At 53.9% G+C, this 18,803-nt stretch carries 19 protein-coding genes; 8 read left to right on the forward strand and 11 right to left on the reverse strand.

What is annotated here, in order from left to right; all coding sequences use genetic code 11:
- Positions 1-176: 176 nt before the first annotated feature.
- Entirely contained in the window at positions 177-818 is a 642-nt protein-coding gene (locus N5098_RS07380; RefSeq protein ID WP_368408007.1) for a LysE family translocator, read from the forward strand.
- Between the two features lie 52 nt (positions 819-870).
- On the opposite strand, the gene N5098_RS07385 is transcribed toward N5098_RS07380, so the two are convergent.
- Complete coding sequence (locus tag N5098_RS07385; RefSeq protein WP_267637117.1) at positions 871-1,545, reverse strand: HD domain-containing protein; 675 nt, start codon at positions 1,543-1,545, stop codon at positions 871-873.
- A 212-nt stretch (positions 1,546-1,757) separates the two neighbouring features.
- Between N5098_RS07385 and N5098_RS07390 the strand changes: the two genes are divergently transcribed.
- The 4 genes from N5098_RS07390 to N5098_RS07405 all read left to right on the forward strand — a co-directional run bounded on the left by N5098_RS07390 (position 1,758) and on the right by N5098_RS07405 (position 6,481).
- Positions 1,758-2,030 carry a hypothetical protein gene (locus tag N5098_RS07390; protein WP_267637118.1) on the forward strand — a complete coding sequence of 91 codons (273 nt, stop codon included), beginning with the start codon at positions 1,758-1,760 and terminating at the stop codon, positions 2,028-2,030.
- Positions 2,031-2,313: 283 nt separating this feature from the next.
- A complete protein-coding gene (locus tag N5098_RS07395) occupies positions 2,314-4,809 on the forward strand; it encodes a methyl-accepting chemotaxis protein (RefSeq protein WP_267637119.1) in 2,496 nt (831 codons plus the stop codon).
- A gap of 281 nt (positions 4,810-5,090) precedes the next feature.
- Entirely contained in the window at positions 5,091-6,071 is a 981-nt protein-coding gene (hemB, locus tag N5098_RS07400; RefSeq protein ID WP_267637522.1) for a porphobilinogen synthase, read from the forward strand.
- A 251-nt stretch (positions 6,072-6,322) separates the two neighbouring features.
- A complete protein-coding gene (locus N5098_RS07405) occupies positions 6,323-6,481 on the forward strand; it encodes a hypothetical protein (RefSeq protein WP_267637120.1) in 159 nt (52 codons plus the stop codon).
- Between the two features lie 8 nt (positions 6,482-6,489).
- On the opposite strand, the gene N5098_RS07410 is transcribed toward N5098_RS07405, so the two are convergent.
- The gene (locus tag N5098_RS07410; protein ID WP_267637121.1) at positions 6,490-7,644 is read right to left on the reverse strand and encodes an NAD-binding protein; all 1,155 of its coding nucleotides are present in this window, start codon (positions 7,642-7,644) and stop codon (positions 6,490-6,492) included.
- A 160-nt stretch (positions 7,645-7,804) separates the two neighbouring features.
- Between N5098_RS07410 and N5098_RS07415 the strand changes: the two genes are divergently transcribed.
- Together N5098_RS07415 and N5098_RS07420 are read left to right on the forward strand one after the other, a co-directional pair.
- Positions 7,805-9,058 carry a potassium channel family protein gene (locus N5098_RS07415; RefSeq protein WP_267637122.1) on the forward strand — a complete coding sequence of 418 codons (1,254 nt, stop codon included), beginning with the start codon at positions 7,805-7,807 and terminating at the stop codon, positions 9,056-9,058.
- On the forward strand, positions 9,055-11,181 hold the full coding sequence (locus N5098_RS07420) for a DUF8167 domain-containing protein (protein ID WP_267637124.1): 2,127 nt from the start codon (positions 9,055-9,057) through the stop codon (positions 11,179-11,181). The genes N5098_RS07415 and N5098_RS07420 overlap by 4 nt, the downstream gene beginning before the upstream one ends.
- Positions 11,182-11,268: 87 nt before the next feature.
- Here the strand turns inward: N5098_RS07420 and N5098_RS07425 are convergent, their stop codons facing one another.
- The 8 genes from N5098_RS07425 to N5098_RS07460 form a co-directional block, all read right to left on the reverse strand.
- Positions 11,269-12,555: a glycosyltransferase family 87 protein gene (locus N5098_RS07425; protein ID WP_267637125.1), complete on the reverse strand. Its 1,287-nt coding sequence runs from the start codon at positions 12,553-12,555 to the stop codon at positions 11,269-11,271.
- A 61-nt stretch (positions 12,556-12,616) separates the two neighbouring features.
- Positions 12,617-14,443, reverse strand: a complete 1,827-nt coding sequence (locus N5098_RS07430) for an FAD-binding protein (RefSeq protein WP_267637126.1) — start codon at positions 14,441-14,443, stop codon at positions 12,617-12,619.
- 2 nt (positions 14,444-14,445) lie between these two features.
- Positions 14,446-15,318, reverse strand: a complete 873-nt coding sequence (locus N5098_RS07435) for a succinate dehydrogenase/fumarate reductase iron-sulfur subunit (protein WP_267637127.1) — start codon at positions 15,316-15,318, stop codon at positions 14,446-14,448.
- Positions 15,319-15,330: 12 nt separating this feature from the next.
- A complete protein-coding gene (locus tag N5098_RS07440) occupies positions 15,331-15,696 on the reverse strand; it encodes a succinate dehydrogenase/fumarate reductase transmembrane subunit (protein WP_267637128.1) in 366 nt (121 codons plus the stop codon).
- Positions 15,696-16,112, reverse strand: a complete 417-nt coding sequence (gene sdhC / locus N5098_RS07445; RefSeq protein WP_267637129.1) for a succinate dehydrogenase, cytochrome b556 subunit — start codon at positions 16,110-16,112, stop codon at positions 15,696-15,698. The genes N5098_RS07440 and sdhC overlap by 1 nt, the downstream gene beginning before the upstream one ends.
- Positions 16,113-16,437: 325 nt before the next feature.
- Positions 16,438-17,118, reverse strand: coding sequence for a phosphoribosylformylglycinamidine synthase I (purQ, locus tag N5098_RS07450; protein WP_267637130.1), 681 nt, complete (start codon positions 17,116-17,118; stop codon positions 16,438-16,440).
- Positions 17,115-17,366: a phosphoribosylformylglycinamidine synthase subunit PurS gene (gene purS / locus N5098_RS07455; protein ID WP_267637132.1), complete on the reverse strand. Its 252-nt coding sequence runs from the start codon at positions 17,364-17,366 to the stop codon at positions 17,115-17,117. Before purS ends, purQ begins: the two co-directional genes overlap by 4 nt.
- Before the next feature lie 207 nt (positions 17,367-17,573).
- Positions 17,574-17,939, reverse strand: a complete 366-nt coding sequence (locus tag N5098_RS07460) for a Cdc6/Cdc18 family protein (protein ID WP_267637133.1) — start codon at positions 17,937-17,939, stop codon at positions 17,574-17,576.
- Between the two features lie 156 nt (positions 17,940-18,095).
- On the opposite strand from N5098_RS07460, the gene N5098_RS17690 reads away from it, so the two are divergent.
- Positions 18,096-18,272: a DUF7560 family zinc ribbon protein gene (locus N5098_RS17690; RefSeq protein ID WP_438267329.1), complete on the forward strand. Its 177-nt coding sequence runs from the start codon at positions 18,096-18,098 to the stop codon at positions 18,270-18,272.
- Positions 18,273-18,289: 17 nt separating this feature from the next.
- Here the strand turns inward: N5098_RS17690 and N5098_RS07465 are convergent, their stop codons facing one another.
- Entirely contained in the window at positions 18,290-18,748 is a 459-nt protein-coding gene (locus N5098_RS07465; RefSeq protein WP_267637134.1) for a pyridoxamine 5'-phosphate oxidase family protein, read from the reverse strand.
- Between the last annotated feature and the right edge of the window lie 55 nt (positions 18,749-18,803).

Here is an 18,803-nt window from a genome sequence, read left to right on the forward strand (position 1 = left end):
GGTTGGCTACCTAACTCTCATCTCGGCAAGATGATGACCTAATCCTCTGATAGAACGCTTGAAAACCGATTAATTTGTGTTGATTGTTATTAACTAACGCAGTATTTTTATCACTACGTCTGTACAATACGGGGCTAATGGCAACATCAGCAACCATTTCGTTTTTCGCGGGAGCGCTGTTTGGACTTGCACTCGCTGCGCCACCGGGACCAATGAACGCAATCATTGCCGAAGAGAGTGTCCTTCGGGGATGGAGTTCCGGTTTCATCGCTGGCACCGGTGCGATGACTGCGGATATTATCTTCTTTGTTCTTGCATACATCGGGGTGGCCACCGTTGTTGAGGAGTTACCGTTGCTTCGTGGATTAATGATTACGATCGGTGGGGTACTAATGTTGTATTTTGCGTACGATGCCGTCGAGAGTGCACAGACCACGTTTTCGGGCGATGGCGCGCCCGATGGCTCACGAGGATTCGAGAAAGCGCTTGTGCTTGGCCTGACAAACCCATTTCAGATCCTGTTCTGGCTGACAGTCGGAGTTGCACTTCTCGAGCCTGGAACCCTCGATATTCTCGCGCATACTCCGTACATCGGGGAGGCTGTCGCAGGTGTTCTTATCGTTGAGACAGGCAGTGTTGCCTTGCTAGCCGGTATGTTTGGTGGTATCGTCGTCTGGATAACTGGATTTCCGGCACTGCTCGCCGCAACTGACCGTCGGATTGACTCCCTCGAACCCTTTGTCGCCAGCGGAAGTGCTTTGATTCTCGTGGGGTTTGGGATAGTTTTCTTGTGGGACGGTCTCGGAACGTTACTCTGAGGCGACGGACGAAAATCAGTGACACGACGTCAATTCTCAATGTCGGCCTTATCTAAAGCTCAATACCGACGACTTCGTCTTCGAGCCACTCTTGGATCCATCGAACACGTTTGAGTCGTTTGTCGATCATGTCCTTGGACGTTTGACTCCGCATGCGCGTGCGTGCCTCTTCGCCGCGTTCGAGAACACGGCCCACCATCTCTGCGGCATCGAGATGAGAACGGGATTCATACCCAGTACGCAGTAACAACAGCGCAGCCCCGTTCGCCCCGATTTTATCGAGGATATCCGCCTCGATGAGACACTGCGTTTCGAGGCGCAAATCTGTGAGGTCTCCCTGATAGGAGTGATCCTCGACAGACCGACACACTTCGTCGACAAACGACTGGGGATAGTCAGCTTGTGTCAGCAAATACTCCCGCGCAATACGAGCACCCTCCTCGGCGTGGATATCTTGGTCCACTTCAAGCTTGGCGATATCATGGAAGAGGGCTGCAACCTGAGTGATGTCTTGGTTTGCACCCTCCGCCCGTGCTATCTCTCCCGACAGCTCGACCACGTTGCGGATGTGGTTGAACCGATACTCCGCGGAATGCCACGGGTACCAGCGCATCCGGCCGCCTTCCTCTTCGGTGGCGACACTTGCGGCAAGATAGTCACGAACGAACTCTTCCATATCCGCATATTCCGCATCCGAGACGGGTGACTCGCGTATCTCAACACCCACAACACCACCTCCCCGCAACGAAACGTTCTTGATTCATCTTACATGCAAGATTGTTCGTTCGACTCTTTAGCGTTACGACAGCGGCACGAGATGTCTACACATGTTTCCAACAAGAGGCCACGCTTAGCGTCCGTGTCCCGATCTCAGTGGGTGCGTGACTTATTCCCATCAGGGACCAGTGAATACAAGCGAATCCGCCACTTGGTGTCTATATGAATCATCTTGCATCCGCCGGGTCCGACGAGTGGGAACTTCCTCATCATGCTCACGTCATCGTTCACGAAGTCGAGGACGGCGGCGGGTTACTCACAATATATGACTGTGGAGCAGCACAAAAGCCACCAACAGCCCAACTTCTCGGAAATCTGGTGCGCGTCGACGCCGAACATGAACAGCTGGTCCAACCAAACGGGTATATCGTCAAACTCCGTGAGAAGGCACACCTCGAACGGCAAGCTGATGACCATTGGGTTATTCGGAGTTGAACATTCTCTGAGAGTTGTCTTTGTATTAACCAACTAATAATAAATAGAACAATATCGTGTCATAATAGGATACGATATTAAATTCAATAATAGAGAAGCAATTCTTAAATAGAGCTATTGTTCACTATTAAACTGTCCAATGAGACTTTTTCGCCCTTTGAAGTGGTTTTTAGACCGTTTGAGTAACTATCAAAATAAACAACACACTGTACAGAATCTACCTGAACAGCAGTTATCAATTTCTAAGAACCAAATGGAAACAGTACAGTATGATGAAAATAATTTGCCATTACGTTGCGACGGTGGACAATCAACGCCACCGAATGAAGATAAATCAGCCCAGACTGACCAAGAGAGAGGCCGCCCTCTTGAAGATGGAGATAACGGTAGAGAAGAGCAAAAAACGAAAAAACAGACTGAACCAGGGCTAATAGCAAAAATCACTCCGTCAGTTGTTCAAGAGAACTTACTTGCGAAAGTACTTCTTGGGATGGTTTTTGTTGTCGCTCTTGGGGGACTCATTAGTGCGTTTTTTTACCTTGGTATCAGTGAGGATCTTGATGGGCAAGTTGACCAGCAGATAGAAGCGACCGTAGTGCACCACGATAACTCGTTCAGCAACTGGTTTGACAATCGACACGACGAGTTCACAAATATACGAGGGGAGTTAGGGACTGTAAGTACAGTCTTCGAGCGGAATGACCCATCTTATGTAATGACACAGTTACGGTCCCCAGTCGAATCGAGTGAAAATATTCAGGCGATACACTACATCTCATTTGACTCGGGTGAGGTTGTTGGAAGTACAGACGAAGGGTTCACGAATCAAAACCTGTACGACCTTGGATTTGAGCAAGCAACCCTCGAACAGAAACAGTTTGTACTCCCAAAGGGGTATACAAGTTCTGACGGTGAATCTGTAATGGCACTTGGCTGGAAGGTCCCGTTGTCGAACGATGTCTTACTTGCCGAGATAAACCCGGCAGAGTCACAACCCCGTATCGAACAATCAATTGAGGACGCGACAACTACTGTCGTCGGCCCAGAAGGCGATACGTTAATCGGTGAGACATATACCGGCACATTGCCGACAGCCGACAACGGAACCGTTACCGAATCCAACAACGGGTCAATGTTTGCGTTCCGTTCGCTCAATGCCAATGAGAACCTGACCGTTGTGAATCAGACCCCACAGGCGTCTGCATTTGCGCTTCGTGACCAAGTCCTCCAGAGCTTCTTGGCCACAATGTTGCTTACTTTCGGCGTGCTTGTGGGTGTAACAGTTGTCGGTGGACGACTAGCGACAAAGGAATTGGAGCGCCTAGTTGAACGCGCCAAGTCGATGGGTAACGGTAATTTGGATGTCGATCTCGAAACGACAAGACGTGACGAAATCGGGAAACTCTATACGGAGTTTGAGACGATGCGAGTCCAGCTAAAACAGCGTATATCCGAGGCACAGACTGCTCTAGAGGATGCAGAATCTGCAAGAAGCGATGCGGAGACCGCTCGCTCGGAAGCCCAAACTGCTCGGCAAGAGGCCGAAGAAATGAACGACCATCTTGAGCAAACGGCTCAAAACTACAATGAAGTGATGCGGGCCTGTGCCAACGGTGATTTCACTCGGCGTATGAGTACTGACAGTAAGAGCGAAGCGATGGTGCATGTTGCCGAGGAGTTTAACCAGATGATCGAGCAGATTGAGCAAACAATCGTCGACGTGATGACGTTTGCACAAGCAGTCGCGGAGTCAAGTGAAGATGTTGTCGTTGGCGCACACGAAATCGATGATGCTAGCACAACGGTAAGTGACAGTACTCAACAGATATCAGCCGTCACAAACAATCAGACACAGAGTCTGGAGGAAATCTCGTCGGAGATGAGTAACCTCTCTGCGAGCATTGAGGAGGCAGCCTCGTCAGCATCTGGCGTAGCAAATACAGCAGCAGAGGCAGTCAACCGGGGTGAAGAAGGTCAGCAAGCGGCCGCAGGCGCAATCGAAGAGATGGACCGTATCGAGGGTCAGGCTGAGTCTACGGTCGATAAGATTGCAACTCTTGAAGAGCAGATGAATTCAATCGGCGAGATTGTTGCGGTAATTACCGAAATCGCTGACCAGACGAACATGCTGGCGCTGAACGCGAACATTGAGGCTGCCAGGGCTGGTGATGCAGGCTCCGGGTTTGCCGTCGTGGCTAACGAGGTCAAACAACTCGCCGAAGAGACCCAAGAGGCAGCAGCAGAAATTGAATCAATTATCGAGGAGGCACAGACACAGACAGACGAGACAGTCTCGGAAGTCGAGGAGACAAGCCAAGCAGTCAACCGCGGCGTCGCAACCGTCGAAGAAGCACTGACCGCCCTTGAAGAGATTGTTGAGTCGATTGAGGAGACAAACAGAGGAGTACAAGAAATAAGCAAAGCAACCGACGAACAAGCCGACGCCACCCAACGTGTCGTCTCACGTGTCGATGATGTCTCTCAGCTAAGTGAAGATGCCGCAGGCGAAGCCGAACACGCTGCTGTGTCAGCTCAAGAGCAGACTGCGTCGGTGTCATCGATTGTCGACCAGAGTGAGTCGCTTCAGGAGAGAGCTAATGCGCTGGTCGATTCGCTGGATAAATTCGACGTGCAGGCCAAAGCACAGACGACTTCGACAGCTTCAACTGCAAATCACGAGAGTGAACACACCGCCCAAGAGTGGTTTGGGACAGCAGCATCCGAAGTCACTGACGAGAACCCGACAGACGACACACACGACCACAACGACGGCGAGTAATACGTCGTCGGAGACAGACAGCTTTGGGACCAGTAAGATAGACTAGTTACGGTCCAAAACGTCGCGCCTGTTGCGTAGACCAACTCAAATTCTGTGCTGGGAGAGCCATAGATAGTGTTGTCCGCTGCACACGAGCTGGCCGTATAGATTGGTGCTGGTCCACTGTAGGCACCCGAGCCTGCTGGTGACTGGGAGGTGATAGTGGACCGTTTTAGCTCTAGTGAGAGCGACACGGCTTTTGACAAGGCGAGCAAAATCAGCGTATGCACAGTGATATCGATGTGGACCTGACAAAACGGCCCCGCCGACTTCGCACTGACGGTATCAGACCACTCGTTAGTGAGACAAGTCTCGCCCCAGCGGATCTCATTGCTCCTGTCTTCGTAGACGCGACGACAAAAAAACGGATACCAATCGAATCGATGCCCGGACACGAGCGCGTTCCAATCGATGAAGCTGTACCGCGTGTAAAAGAAGTCTTAGAGACGGGTGTCAAAGCGGTGATTCTCTTTGGCATTCCCGAGACAAAAGACGAGCGTGGATCACGCGCGTGGGCGCAAGACGGCGTTGTCCAGCAAGCCACGCGCGCTATCACTGAGGAGACCGATGCCTACGTTATCACCGATGCGTGCCTGTGTGAATACACGGAGCATGGGCACTGTGGTGTGCTAGAAGCTGGGGCTCCCGAACAAGAACACGTCACCGTCGATAACGATGAGACACTCGACTTGCTTGCCAAGACTGCCTTGAGCCACGCTGAGGCTGGTGCAGATATGATTGCGCCCTCAGGCATGATGGACGGAATGGTCGGCACAATCAGAACAGCTCTCGACGGAGCGGGGTTCGAGCACGTTTCGCTGATGAGTTATGCGGCGAAATACGAATCCGCGTTTTATGGGCCATTTCGAGACGCGGCAGACGGTGCCCCTGCCTTTGGCGACCGACGGCATTACCAGATGGACCCGGCAAACGCTAGAGAGGCGATTCGGGAAGTCGAACTGGACGTAACACAGGGTGCCGATGTACTGATGGTCAAGCCAGCACTTCCGTATCTTGATATCGTCGCATCGATTCGTGAGACGTTTGACCAGCCTGTCGCTGCGTACAACGTCTCCGGCGAGTACGCAATGCTACACGCCGCTGCCGATAACGGGTGGCTAGATTTGGAGGCTGTCGCTCATGAATCGCTACTGTCTATCAAGCGGGCAGGTGCTGACCTAATCTTGACGTACTTTGCCGAAGAAATCGCCCGTCAGTTGTAAATGGGATAGCTTTCGCCTCGCTACCGCTGTAACATTGGTCGCCAGCAGTCCTCAACGACACAGAATGAATGTACCGCCTTAGACAGCGGTATGAAATATTTACAGGAGTGAAAACCGGTATCAGATATGACGCAAAATCGCCTACTAAAGGATAAAATCCAGGAAAACAGCAAAAAGACTCCGAAATAAGCGAAACCGGAGCTGACAGTGTTGTCCTACTATTATATACGGGATGTAATAGGTACGTAATGATGACTGACCACTCCACGTCAGCTACCTCCTTGCAGTGTGGCCATGAAACGACGGCTAACAGCGACCCGACCGATGGCCGAGCGCGTGCGGCTGAAGAGGCTGCAAACCTCGTCGCAGAAACGCTTCGATCCAGTCAGGCACCACAGAACTCCCGGTAGTAAGACAACTAATCATCAACTAGCTCGTCAGCCAACTGTTCTACGTCGTCACCACTTACTGCCGATTGGACGAGGAGACGGCCACCGATGTCTGCCGGGCTAAGAACGGTATCAGCGCCAGCACGGCGTAATTTCTCGACGTTTCCTCGTGAGGTAGCGCCAGCCACGATACGGGCATCGGGGTTGAGCTCGCGGGCCGTAAGAATCGCGAGTGCATCCTCTGCGTCGTTGTTCGTCGCGACAATGATGGCTTTCGCTCGCTCGATCCCCACGTCACGGAGAGGTTGGTCGTCGCTTTGATTCCCGACGTAGACGTTGACTCCATCTTCTTGCAGGCGTCTTGCCATCTCGTTGTCAGCGGTGACAACAACAAAACGGACGTCCTGTAGCCGTTCGAGCAGCGGTTCGGTCAACTCGCCGTACCCAAGCACCACGATGTGGTTCTCAAGCAGGTCGTAATCTGTGTCTGTCATGGTTCCAAGTGCGCGTGCAAATCGTGATTCAAGCGCTGGTCCCAGCACGGACCCGAGCGCTACTGCAAAGCTGACTGTCCCAAGAATAACCAGTGAGAGCGAAAACAGTGTCGCCTGCTCACTTTGGGGTGTGATATCTCCATATCCGACGGTACTCGCCGTCACAATTGTATAGTAGAGCGCGTCAGTGAGGCTCTCGATTTCGACGAACTCCTCTCGGAGCGCAAACGAGCCAAGCGTTCCATACGCGACCGTTCCCGAGAGAGCGAGGACCGACGCAATCTGTGCGTTCGAAAAAGTCATCTCGGCGTCGAATCTAGCGTAATTTATTGCGACAATTGGGAGAGTGAGAGCCGAGAGGACAACGAGGGGTAGCGAGTAGACATTCGCCTGAAAGACGCCCTGAAATGCAGTCACAGGAAGCAAGACAACAGTCCCGTACCAGCCGATTCGCAACCCTCGTCGGAGTTGCCAGGCAAACAGTAACAAAAAAAAGCCAGTTATGGTTCCAGTAAAGCCCGCAGTCTCTTGAACGATTTCGGGGACGTACTGAGCGTAGGGGCCAATAGCAACACTGGTGGTTATGTTGGCCAACCCAGTCCAGAGAGAAAGAACTGCGGTCAGAACAGCGAGCGCAGCTGCAATCCGCCCGCTCAGATACCCACGCTGTCTGTTCTTTCGCCAATCCATACACCGCTTCAGTACCCCCTGGGACTTGAACGTGCCTACATCCCCCCGGAGAGGTCAGCTTATGGGTTCTGGGGAGTGCCAGAGAGTCGCCCGCTCTCTGCCGGTCACATTTCTGATAACGGCAGAAACTGATTTCACTGTCGAAACATTGACCACACGTATGGCGTCGATTCCGGCGGAGATACTGCTTGGTATCTACCTTGGGTTACTCGTCGGACTCATCCCAGCGGTCGTCTCATGGGCCCTGGGATTTTCGTTTAGATATCTCAGCAGTGTGGCTGTTCCAAAGCCCGGAGCCACGCTGCTTGCGCTCGTTCTTGCTGGCTTCAACGGTGGTGTGTTAATCCTGGCTGATTCGTCGGTGCTCGCGAACCCAAATCCCGTCCGATTTCTGACGGCAACGTTCGTTGTTGGAATGCTATCACTGTCTGCTCAGAGTCGGGGCGAGCAGATGGCTGCTGACATCCCGCGGCGGCTCTCGCTTTCAAGGCTCCGAGAGCGAACCGTATCCAGAGAGCGTGGTGAGTTCGTCAACGGTGGTGAAGAGGTCCGTCTTCGGGTGAGTGGTGAGGTATCTGATATGGAAGGGTATCCACCGCTTCCCGAAGAATTGCGGGCACAGCTCAGAAACAGCGAGCTGACGTTCCCTGCGGACCTCCGGCTCAGGGAACTCGAACGCCGGGTGGCAGACCGCCTTCAGACTGAGTACGACCTCGGTGACGTGTCCGTTACTGTTGATGAACGCGGGCAGGTGACTGTCGTGGCTGCGCCGCCGTTTTCGGGTCTCTCGAAACGGGTCAGTCACGACCGGCATGCTGTCTCCGTTTCTGGGCTTATTCCGACGGGTCTCGTTCACGGTGACGAAGTAACTGTTATTACACCAGATGTACAGGTTCGGGGCACCGTTGTCAGCGCGCGAGCCGACGAGGGTACGGACGATGACGGCCCCGATATTGCCCCGTCTTCTAACGAAAAACCGGCGAGGAGTGACCAGCAGGCCCCAGCAGTCAGGCAGCCAACAACAGACGGCGGTGAAGGGCGACTCACTGTTGCAGTGACGCGAACCGACGTGCAGCCGCTTTTGCGAGCTAGCGATACAAAGATTGTTGTCGAACCAAGAGGGACACGCCGGGAGTACGAGGTTATCTCGACGCTGCGGCGGGCTGACAACCGATTTCGACGATTCGTCGTCGAGGCAGGTGGCACGTTTGCTGACACCCGTCTTGGGAGCATAGACACACAAGCGCGCCACGATGTGTCTGTTCTTGCTGTCCGCAAAGATGGTGGCTGGCTTGTCGCTCCTGGTGGAGACACCTATCTCGAAGCAGGTGATGAACTATTTGCAGTCGGCGTTCGGGACGCACTCCATGAGTTCGAAACCGTGGGTGTCAAGCCGGGTGAGTCAGCAGCGTGAGACCAGTGCTTTCGACTGCCGACCGGATGGTAACAGCCACGACGGAGCTACTTGGGCTGGCGATACTTGCTGGCACCGTCGCTGTGATAATCGCGCTTGGCTACCGCTGGGCGACGCGCGAACGCGTCCCGGTTGGACTGGCTGTTCTCAGCGGTGTTGCGGGCGTCGCAGTCTATTTGAACGCGACAACTGTACTTGGACAGGTCACCAGCAGCGAACTGGACAGCGTCCAGATTGCGCTCTTTACTGTCGCTGCGTTCTTTCTTGGTGGCGTCGGTGCACTTGCCGGACACAGATGGGGAGATGCCTTCGGGCAAAACGTCATCTACGACGGAGACCGTGAGGCCGTCGACGAGGAGGTTTCACGACTTGTTCAGACTGTTGGCCGGGTTACCACTGTGACTCTGCCACAAGAAATCGACGACGTTGTGGGGTATGACCCGGTCACTGAACGAACCCGCGAAACAATTGCCGGTAAGCAGTTCGTTTTTCCACAAAACCTGACAGTGAGCGAACTAGATAGCCGTCTCCGCTCGCGGCTGAAAACCGACTTTGGGGTCGGAACTGTAGACCTTGAACTCGGGAGTGATGGCTCAATCGAACATCTCGGTGTCGGGAGCCGCGCTGCAGGTATCGGACCAACGCTCCCACCAGCGACAAACGCTGTCGCGATTACTGCCGACCCAGCGTTCGCAGCAAGCACGGGCGACGTGGTGCAGGTCTGGGAAGCCGACGCGGAACGACGAGTTCTGACAGGCGAACTCAGAGGTATCGCAGGTGATGTTGTGACTGTTGCAATCAACTCGGCCGATACACCAAAAGTTGATCCCACACGAACGTATCGGCTTGTCACGCTTCCTGTTGAGGACCGCCCAGCACGAGAGTTTGCGTCGCTGTTACGGACTAGCGACGAGAGTTACACATCTGTGAGTGTCAAAGCAGGGAGTCCACTTCATGGGATGCCCGTCGGGGCACTGGCGGTGACTGTTGTTGGAGTAACCCCCGAAGAGGCGGACCCTGTGTCACTTCCGTCCCGTGAGTACGTTCTCTCTCCTGATGACCAGGTGTCCGTAATAGGTAATCCTCCATCGCTCCGGAAACTTGAAACAGCAGCAACGCCCCTTGACCCGTCGCTGGTGCAGGCTGTGAGTCAACCGACCGAGACAACAACGGATACGCCAATGTCGGATGACGAGTCGGGTCTTGGCATGTCTGAGACGACAGACGAGTCCGCTGTCAGCGCCTCATCAGATGAACCACAGGATATAGATCTGACCAATCAGGTTGGTGATGTACCCGAACAGCCGACGGCTGCTTCGGAGGGTGAACCGACAGCAGAACCGCCTCTCAGCGCGGACAGCGAGCCGGATACTTCAGTGGAGTCGGATTCACCGATGAGTGCAGAAGCCGACACCGCATCTTTCGAAGACCTCAAAGCCGAGTACGAGGAGGGCGAGGAGTGGAACGACGAAGGCAACGAACAATCGGACCAGCCAATTGAGAATCATGTCGGAGAGACAGACTCTGGCGATTTCGATGCCACCTCTGAAAGCACCGGGGACGCGTCCTTCGATGACCTCAAAGAAGAGTTTGATTCCGGTGACGCTGACTGGAATGACTCTGCGGAGGATGATACTGCTGACAACGTCGCAGAGGAAGTTGCCTTCCAGTCTGAGTCGGACCCGCTGGACGACGATGACGAACTTGTGAGCCTCGAAGACGCTGACATTTCTTTCGAGGATAGCGACACAGATGAAGATGCTGGCGACGGTAGTGATGAGTTTGACGCTGGGTTCGGAGATGCGCCGACGGACAATGAGACGGAATCGCCCGAAGACGATCTTTCGTCGCTTGCGATTGACGATGACGATGAAGACGAGGAGCTTTTCGACGAGGACCCCTTCGAAGAGGACGAGCTATTCGAAGATGATGCAGTGGACGACTCGGAAGCTGACGAGGAGACTGTCGAGGAAGACGACCAACCAGATGACGACAGTGAGTCTGATAGTGGCGGAGGCGGGTCAACGTTCGCGCAACTGAAAGAGGAGTTCGAGTCAGGCGATGCAGACTGGGAAGAAGATGTGTCGGACAGCCCTGGTGGGGATATGCGGCTTGACGAGTGACGCCGCAAACTCTCTTAAAACAATACACCGGCAGTAACCCACACAGGTTCCTGAAGTAGTCCTCACGTGTCGGTTCGATACTTTTGTTCAGGCAGGGCTTTGTGCCTGCTTGGTCGACGAACATCGCTTCTCCCAGAGACAAGCCAAGACCATCAGAAGGATGCCATACAGCGGTAACACTCCAGCCCCGCCAACTGCGTACGCGACTGAGTAGAGTGGCGCTGGAAGGACGCTCAACGCGTCGACGACACTTCCGGAACTAAACGTCACCGAAAGCAAGACACCGCCCGCGACAAAGAGTTGGCGGCTTCGACTTGGCCTCCAGAGATATAACAGTGTCACCATCGGCACATAGAGGAAGACAAGATACCACCGGAACGACGGGAGAAGCGTGACCATTGCAGCGAGTGTGGCGAAGATAGCCATCTGCCTGTCCATCGTCGTTTCGACATTTCGATAGAGAAACGCCACAGTAGGCACGACCACAAGAACAGAAACCAGAACGATAACACTGTACGGTGCTGTTGGCCACACGGCAGCGACCGCCCAGGAGACTGGCTGCTGGACCGTGACGTAGTACGTACCCTCAACAGGATAGCCACCGACAAACAACGAGCTATCGGTTCGGTTTGCCACCACCTCAGTGAAATAAAAGACTGTTGTATCAAGCCCAAATAGCGCTATTCCGGCGAGCAGACCACCAATACCGGTGGCGAGTGCGGCCCCCACTGCCCGGAAGCGTCGGGTCCGAAGAAGCCATAGCCCGATAAGAGCGGGGAACAGTTTGAACAAAGCAACGATACCAAAGGCAACACCCGATGCTATCTCGCGGTTCCGGTGCAACGCCCAAAAGCCAAAGACGATACCCAACGCGAGCATGAGGTTAATGTTCCCAAAGTAGACCGTTCCAAAACTGTGCGTTGAGAGGAGAAACGCAAGGAAGATGATGCCTGCATCAACCCAGCCAAGCCGTGGACCAACGGATTCGACGTAATCTACGAGGAGAAATGTGCCAGCAACTGCAGCAAGGATCGACAGCCCTGTCAGAATCGTGTACCCAGTTGTCCACTTGACAAAGGTAAACGGATAGTAGAGAGGGAGCGTTCCCGGCGGGTAAAGATACACAGCCCAGTCGAAGGCTTGGGTTGGCGGAGCGTTATAGAAGGGTTCGCCATCAAGTGCCAGTTCAGCAGCGTGGTGATACACCCGGTAGTTGATACCCATCATCTCGCCGGGCTTCCAAGCAAAGAGGCTGAGTCGGTCTCGAATGAAATACGACCGAAGTGCAAGCGGAATTGTAGCTACGAGAACGAGCCACGCCCCGACAAACCGGCGGCTGATAAGCGGCCGGCCGAACAGTTCACGCGAAGTCATGCAAAATCATGTTTAAAACAGTAAAATCGAAACGCAGCTATACAGAATGGGCTGGGCTGAGTTAGTACGAGCGTTCTTTTGGCTCGTAGGTCTCTTCGTCTCCTTCGAGGATGACCGGTTTGTAGTAGAGGTCAGGATTTCCGTTGTTCCAGGCATACATCGTGTGTTTGAGCCACTCGTCGTCTTTGCGTTCCTGATGCTGTTTGCGCCAGTGTGCACCTCGGAACTCCTCACGAGCAAGTGCGCCAGCAGTGATAGCTTCCGCACAGTCAAGGATATTCCGCGTCTCGATTGTGTGGATGAGGTCAGTGTTGTACGTTCTGGATGGATCTCTGACAGCGACGTTCTGGTACATTTCACGGGCTTCGCGGATGTCCCGTAGCGCCTGTTTCAGGTTCTCTTCTTCACGGAAGACGTTCACGTTTTCAGTCATCGTCAACTGGACTTTTTCACGAACATCGGCGTGGTTGATACCATCGCGCTCGATGAGTGTCTCGACGCGGTCACGCTCGGCTTCAACCGCCGCCTCTAGAACGTCTTGTGGCGTCGCCAGTGCGCCGCCGTCAGTTGCGACTGCTTCACTCTCAGAGACACCGCCGAGGTCAACTGGGGAACCAATCGAGCCATCTTCTGATTTCGCGGATGGTCCAGTTTTCACCTTCGCTTTTTCATCAACCTCACCGGCGGCGTGACGGCCAGCACGAGCACCGAATACCATCAGTTCGGGCAGTGCGTTCCCACCTAGCCGGTTCGCTCCGTGGAGACTGTAACAGGCACATTCACCGACGGCGTAGAGCCCATCGATACAGGCCTGTCCGTACTCGTCGACTTCAATGCCACCCATCTGGTAGTGCTGACCAGGTTTAACCGGCATGGGTTTATCAAGGCCGTCGACGCCTTCGAAGTCTTCTGCAAGGTGGAGAATATTCTCCAACCTGTTGAGAATCCGATCCTCGCCGAGGTGGCGCATGTCGAGGTGAACGTACTCGTCTTCGATGCCACGCCCCTCGTTAATCTGGGTCAACTCGGCGCGAGAAACAACATCACGCGAGGCAAGTTCGCCGTCGTTGTTGGCATACCCGTGCTCGAACATAAACCGTTCCTCAGCCTCGTTATACAGGATTCCACCCTCTCCGCGGACACCCTCTGAGATGAGCACTCCTGTCGACGGGAGCGTCGTGGGGTGGAACTGAACGAACTCCATATCCTCCATTGGAGAACCGGCGCGGAATGCCATCGCTTGCCCGTCACCGGTGTTGGCGATTGCGTTGGTCGTGTGGTCGAACGCTTGACCGAGACCTCCTGTCGCCAGAATAACTCCGTCATGACCGTAGAACCCTTCGACTTCACCTGTCGCAATCTCGTAGGCTACAGCACCGTGACAGGCGCGTTCTTCGGGGTTTGCTTCGTCAGTGACAGCAAGGTTTGTCACGTACCACTCGTCGTATACTTCGATGCCCCGTTTGACAACCTGTTCATACATCGTATGAAGCAGGTGATGGCCGGTCTCTGCACCGGCATAGGTTGTCCGCGGATGGGAAAGGCCACCGAATGGCCGTTGTGAGACAGTTCCATCATCCTCTCGTGAAAAAGGCATTCCCCAATGTTCGAGTTGGATTACCTCGTCAGGTGCCTCCTGTGCGAAGGCATCCACAGCAGGTGCGTCGCCGAGATAGTCCGACCCCTTCATCGTGTCATAGGCGTGCAGGTCCCACGAGTCTTCAGAGTGCAGCGCCGCGTTGATGCCTCCTTCGGCCGCACCCGTGTGGCTGCGGACCGGATGGAGTTTCGTGACGAGTGCCACGTCGGCACCGTGTTCGTGTGCTTCGATTGCCGCTCGGAGGCCGGCGCCACCGGCGCCGACCACGATAACATCGTGTTCTTGCATGGTTACCAGAACTTGAGGTTGCTTTTGACCGCTTCGCGTTTCAGCTCCTGTATGTGTTCAGTCAGCGGGATGTCTTTCGGACATACCTCTGTACAGGAGAACTGGGTCTGGCAGCGCCAGACGCCGTGTTCCTGTTCGAGAATCCGCAATCGATCTTCTTTCTTGTCACCGCCTTCACGTTCGTCCATTGCGAATCTGTATGCCTTGTTGATGGCTGCCGGCCCAAGATACTCGTTGTCACCAGCAGCGACATTACACGAGGACATACACGCACCACACCAGATACAGCGGGTAGAGAGCTTGATTTTCTCTCGGTTTTCGGGCCGCTGTTTTTGCTCTTCGCGGTCTTCCTCGGGCAACTCATCAGGGTCGAAGTACGGCTCAACTGCGTTCATCTGCTCGTAGAAGTGCTCCATATCTACGACCAGGTCCTTTACCACGTCCTGGTGGGGAAGTGGTTCGACACGAATCGGCCACTCAAGGTCGACCATCTGGGTTTTGCAGGCCAGGCGCTGTGTGCCATTAATCAACAGCGCGTCGGAGCCACAGACTGCCTGGCGACAAGAGTGACGGAACGTCAGCGACGAATCGTAGTTGTCCCGTGAGTAGATGAGACCATCGAGGACAGTCATGCCTTCAAAATATGGCACGGTAAACGAGTCAAACCGTGGTTCTTCCTTATCTGGAACTTCCGGGTCGAACCGGAATATCTTCAGCTCGACAGTCTCGTCTGCCTCGTCGATTAACTCCGGCGTCTCTGCTTCTTTCTCTTGTTGTCTTTTTGCTTTTTCCTCACGTCGCCGTTCGCCCGGCGACTGCTCGGTGCTCTCTGCTTCCTCCTTTTCGTCCGATTTTTCTGTGACCTGTGTACTCATGATGTCCTCCGATCAGATGAAGCCGTTCATCGAGAGAGCGACGTATGTCCCCTGTCCGACCAGTAGAACGCCTGCAAGGACGAGGACCAAACCCACGACACGCTTCTGTGTTCCTTCGAGACCCTGGTTGACAAGCGCGTTGTAGACGCCGTTGAGTCCGTGAAACGCGGCTGTTACCAAGAATGTGACCATCAGCGAGAGATATCCAATCTCGTCCATTCTGGCTTGCGTCCCGGCGAAGCTGATTTCAGCAGCATGGTTAATGAAGTGAAGAAGAACAAAGTGGAACGCGAGTGCGCCGATGAGGAACACTGCTGTGACACGCTGTGCGACCCACCGCCAACTACTCCGCTGGAATGATGAGTAGTGTTCTGCCATCAGAAGACACCTCCCAAGAACGTCGGAATACTTGCAACTGCAATGACCGCTGTTAGCGCCAGAGAGCCATAGAAACTCTTGTCTTGGCTCTCCAGTCCGACACCTAAGTCAACCATTAGCAAGCGGATGCCGTTTAAAATGTGGAACACGGCGACAGAGAGAAGTCCTATCTCGAGGAATCGGACGATAACCAACTCTTCGAGGTCCTGTAGTGTGTTCGTGTAGATATCTTCGTTTGCTTCTACCATCGCTTGATCAACACCGGTTGCAGTGCTTAACACGGCGATGTGCGTGAACAGATACCCGATAAGTATCCAGCCCGTGAACTTGTGGAGTACCCAGGCCCACATGCCCGCGGAGAACTCCCTCCAGCGCCCGAAGTTCTCCACGGTCCCTCGGTCGTAGGTCGAACTCATACGTACGCCACTCAGGAACGAACACTCATAGAAGTTTCTACACGGTTGGGGGGTAGCTGCCCCTGTTGCTGTCCAAAAAGGAATACGTTGGTCCTGTTTTTGCCGGTTCGACGAAGAGAGCTACCAATTGTGCCCGTCTCTATATACTCTCTGGGCAGACTCCCAAAATCAGTGCTTCAATACGAGCGTTATTCTACGAGAAGCGCAGGCCTGTAGCAATGAGAAACTCGATGAAGCGTTAACATCCTACGACAAGACAAAACTGTCTTGAGTCTACTCGGAACCGAAAAATAGCACACTCTCTGTTCAGTTCAGGAAGGGCTGGCTACGTTTGGGCGAACGCTCGCAGCACATCTTGGCCGTCGGTAGTGCCGATATCGGCAAGTGAGGCACGTTCCGGATGAGGCATCATTACAGCGACGGAGTCGCGTTCACCTGTGATACCTGCAATATTGTGTTTCGAGCCGTTGGGGTTGGCCTCGTCGGTAATGTTGCCGTTCGCGTCACAGTAGCGAAACAGCACTCTGTTTTCAGCTTCGAGTTCTTCCAGACGCTCGTCGGCGATTTCGAAGCGTCCTTCACCGTGTGCTATTGGGAACGTGACAACGTCGCCCTTATTGTATCCGCTCGTCCATGGCGTCTCAGCGTTTTCAACACGCAAATGGACGTGTTCACACTGAAAGCGGGCACTCTTGTTGACTGTGAAAGCCCCCGGTGTCAGCGACGACTCACAGCCAATCTGTGCGCCGTTACAGATACCAAGTACTGGTTTCCCTTCCTCTGTGACTGTCCGCACGTCTTCTAAGATGGGTGACTGTGCCGCCATCGCACCCGCCCGCAGGTAGTCACCATAAGAGAACCCTCCCGGAAGGACGATACCGTCAACGTCCGCTGGGAGGCCATCCTCGTGCCAGACGAGTTCCGCGTCGATATCCAACGCATCGAGCGCCCGCACGGTATCACGGTCACAGTTGCTTCCGCCAAACTGGATGACAGCGACCGTCATCGTTGGTCGAGAGTCACCTCGTAATCGTGCATCGTTGGGTTAGCGAGTAGTCGCTCAGTCATCTCCGTCACGCGTTCGCGAGCACTATTCTCACTCTCTGCATCAAGCTCAATTTCGAACTGGTCAACCGAACTGAGCGAATCCAATTCGAACCCGAGTCGTTCGAGTGCCTGCTTTGTTGTCTGGGCCTCTGGGTCGAGTACCCCTTGCTTGAGTCGTACGGTCACGGTTGCGCTGTATGTAGTCATTGCTTGAAATCCGGTGTGCCCCCTCGAAAACGCTTGCGGTTCAGAGCCTTGCTTGCAACTAACGCCTTTCCACTCGTAAACATACTCCGCTGATACTGTAGACTTCCTGACAACGATTGCAACACACCGTGTCCCGGAAGCGGTTACTGGCCGAGTGATACTCTACAACGGGGAACTCAGTTAGTCTACCACAGACAGCACGTGTTCTCAGCTGATTTGTACCGACTCGACGTTATTCTCAAGCCGGTTGTCGTCAGCGAGTTTCTGTAGCACGTCGGCTGGTTCTGTATCCAGTGCATACTGTGGTCGGCCTTTACCAACAGGCGATGTCTCGGGTTGTACTTCTTCGACGTATGGAGCCGCCCCAAGAACACCAAGTGCACGCATCACGTCCGATTCGTCCGGTGTACTGACCACTTCGGTGTCGACTGACTCCGCCAGTTCAAGACAATGCTGTTTGATATCGACCGATGCAACGGGCGTCTGACTCCTGACTTCGGCGTCAGCCAGGGCTAACAACACGAGCCGTTCGGTGAGGGTGGTCGACTCGATGTCTGGAGGTTCACTGTTCATATGCCAACACTCACTGCCCTATGACATGTTCCTTTCAGTGAAAGACATTGTCAGGCACAAAACTCGGTCGAATTTGGGTGTGGTTTTTAATAACCCATTATATAGGGGGATGGTGTATTACAGTCTCTAGAGTTATGTCACAACAGAGCGGGATCTATGTCCGACGGGAGTTCTGAGCGAAGTGAGTCGGAGGAATCTGTAGATGAGTACTCGTTTACATGTCCGGCATGCAGCCAAGAAATATCAGTCAACAGCGAGATGAAAACAGCGATACTCGCTAACGGCTGTCCTGTCTGTACGGAATCTGTCGATACAGGCTGCTTTGATACCTGAGTGTCAGGCGTTTTGGCTTAATCGTCGCGTTCGATTTCTGTCTGACGGCCCTCGATTGTGTCGGGCTGGAACTCATAGAGCTTGATGTCGAGTTCGTCTCGACCTTTTCCCCAGATCTCGAACAGAGGACGCTTCGCCTCACCGTACTGCTCTATTTCAGTGACCGAGAGGTCTTCTGGGGTACGCTCTTCGAGAGTCCCGGCTGCGACGACACTCCGGTACATCGTCTGGTCGTCCGTCCCATCGTAGATAACCAGTCTGATTTCGGGCGAAGAGTCCAGAAACGTTCGTTTCTCGCTCTCAGGAGTGGAGACGAGACGCATATAAAACGTTCCATCAGTAGCGTCGTAGCCGTACGAAATCGGAATTGAGTACGGCTCGTTCTTTTTTGCCAGCGTGAGGACGCCGGTTTCGCGGTTACCGACGAACTCGTCGATATCCTCACGCCGCATTTCAGTTTCCTTCGCTAGTGACATTGTCTCTTGTTCGTGGATATGCCCCCAGTTACTTAAGATATTTCCGTTAGATAGA

The organism is Halovenus rubra (assembly GCF_026586665.1).
GTDB lineage: Archaea > Halobacteriota > Halobacteria > Halobacteriales > Haloarculaceae > Halovenus > Halovenus rubra.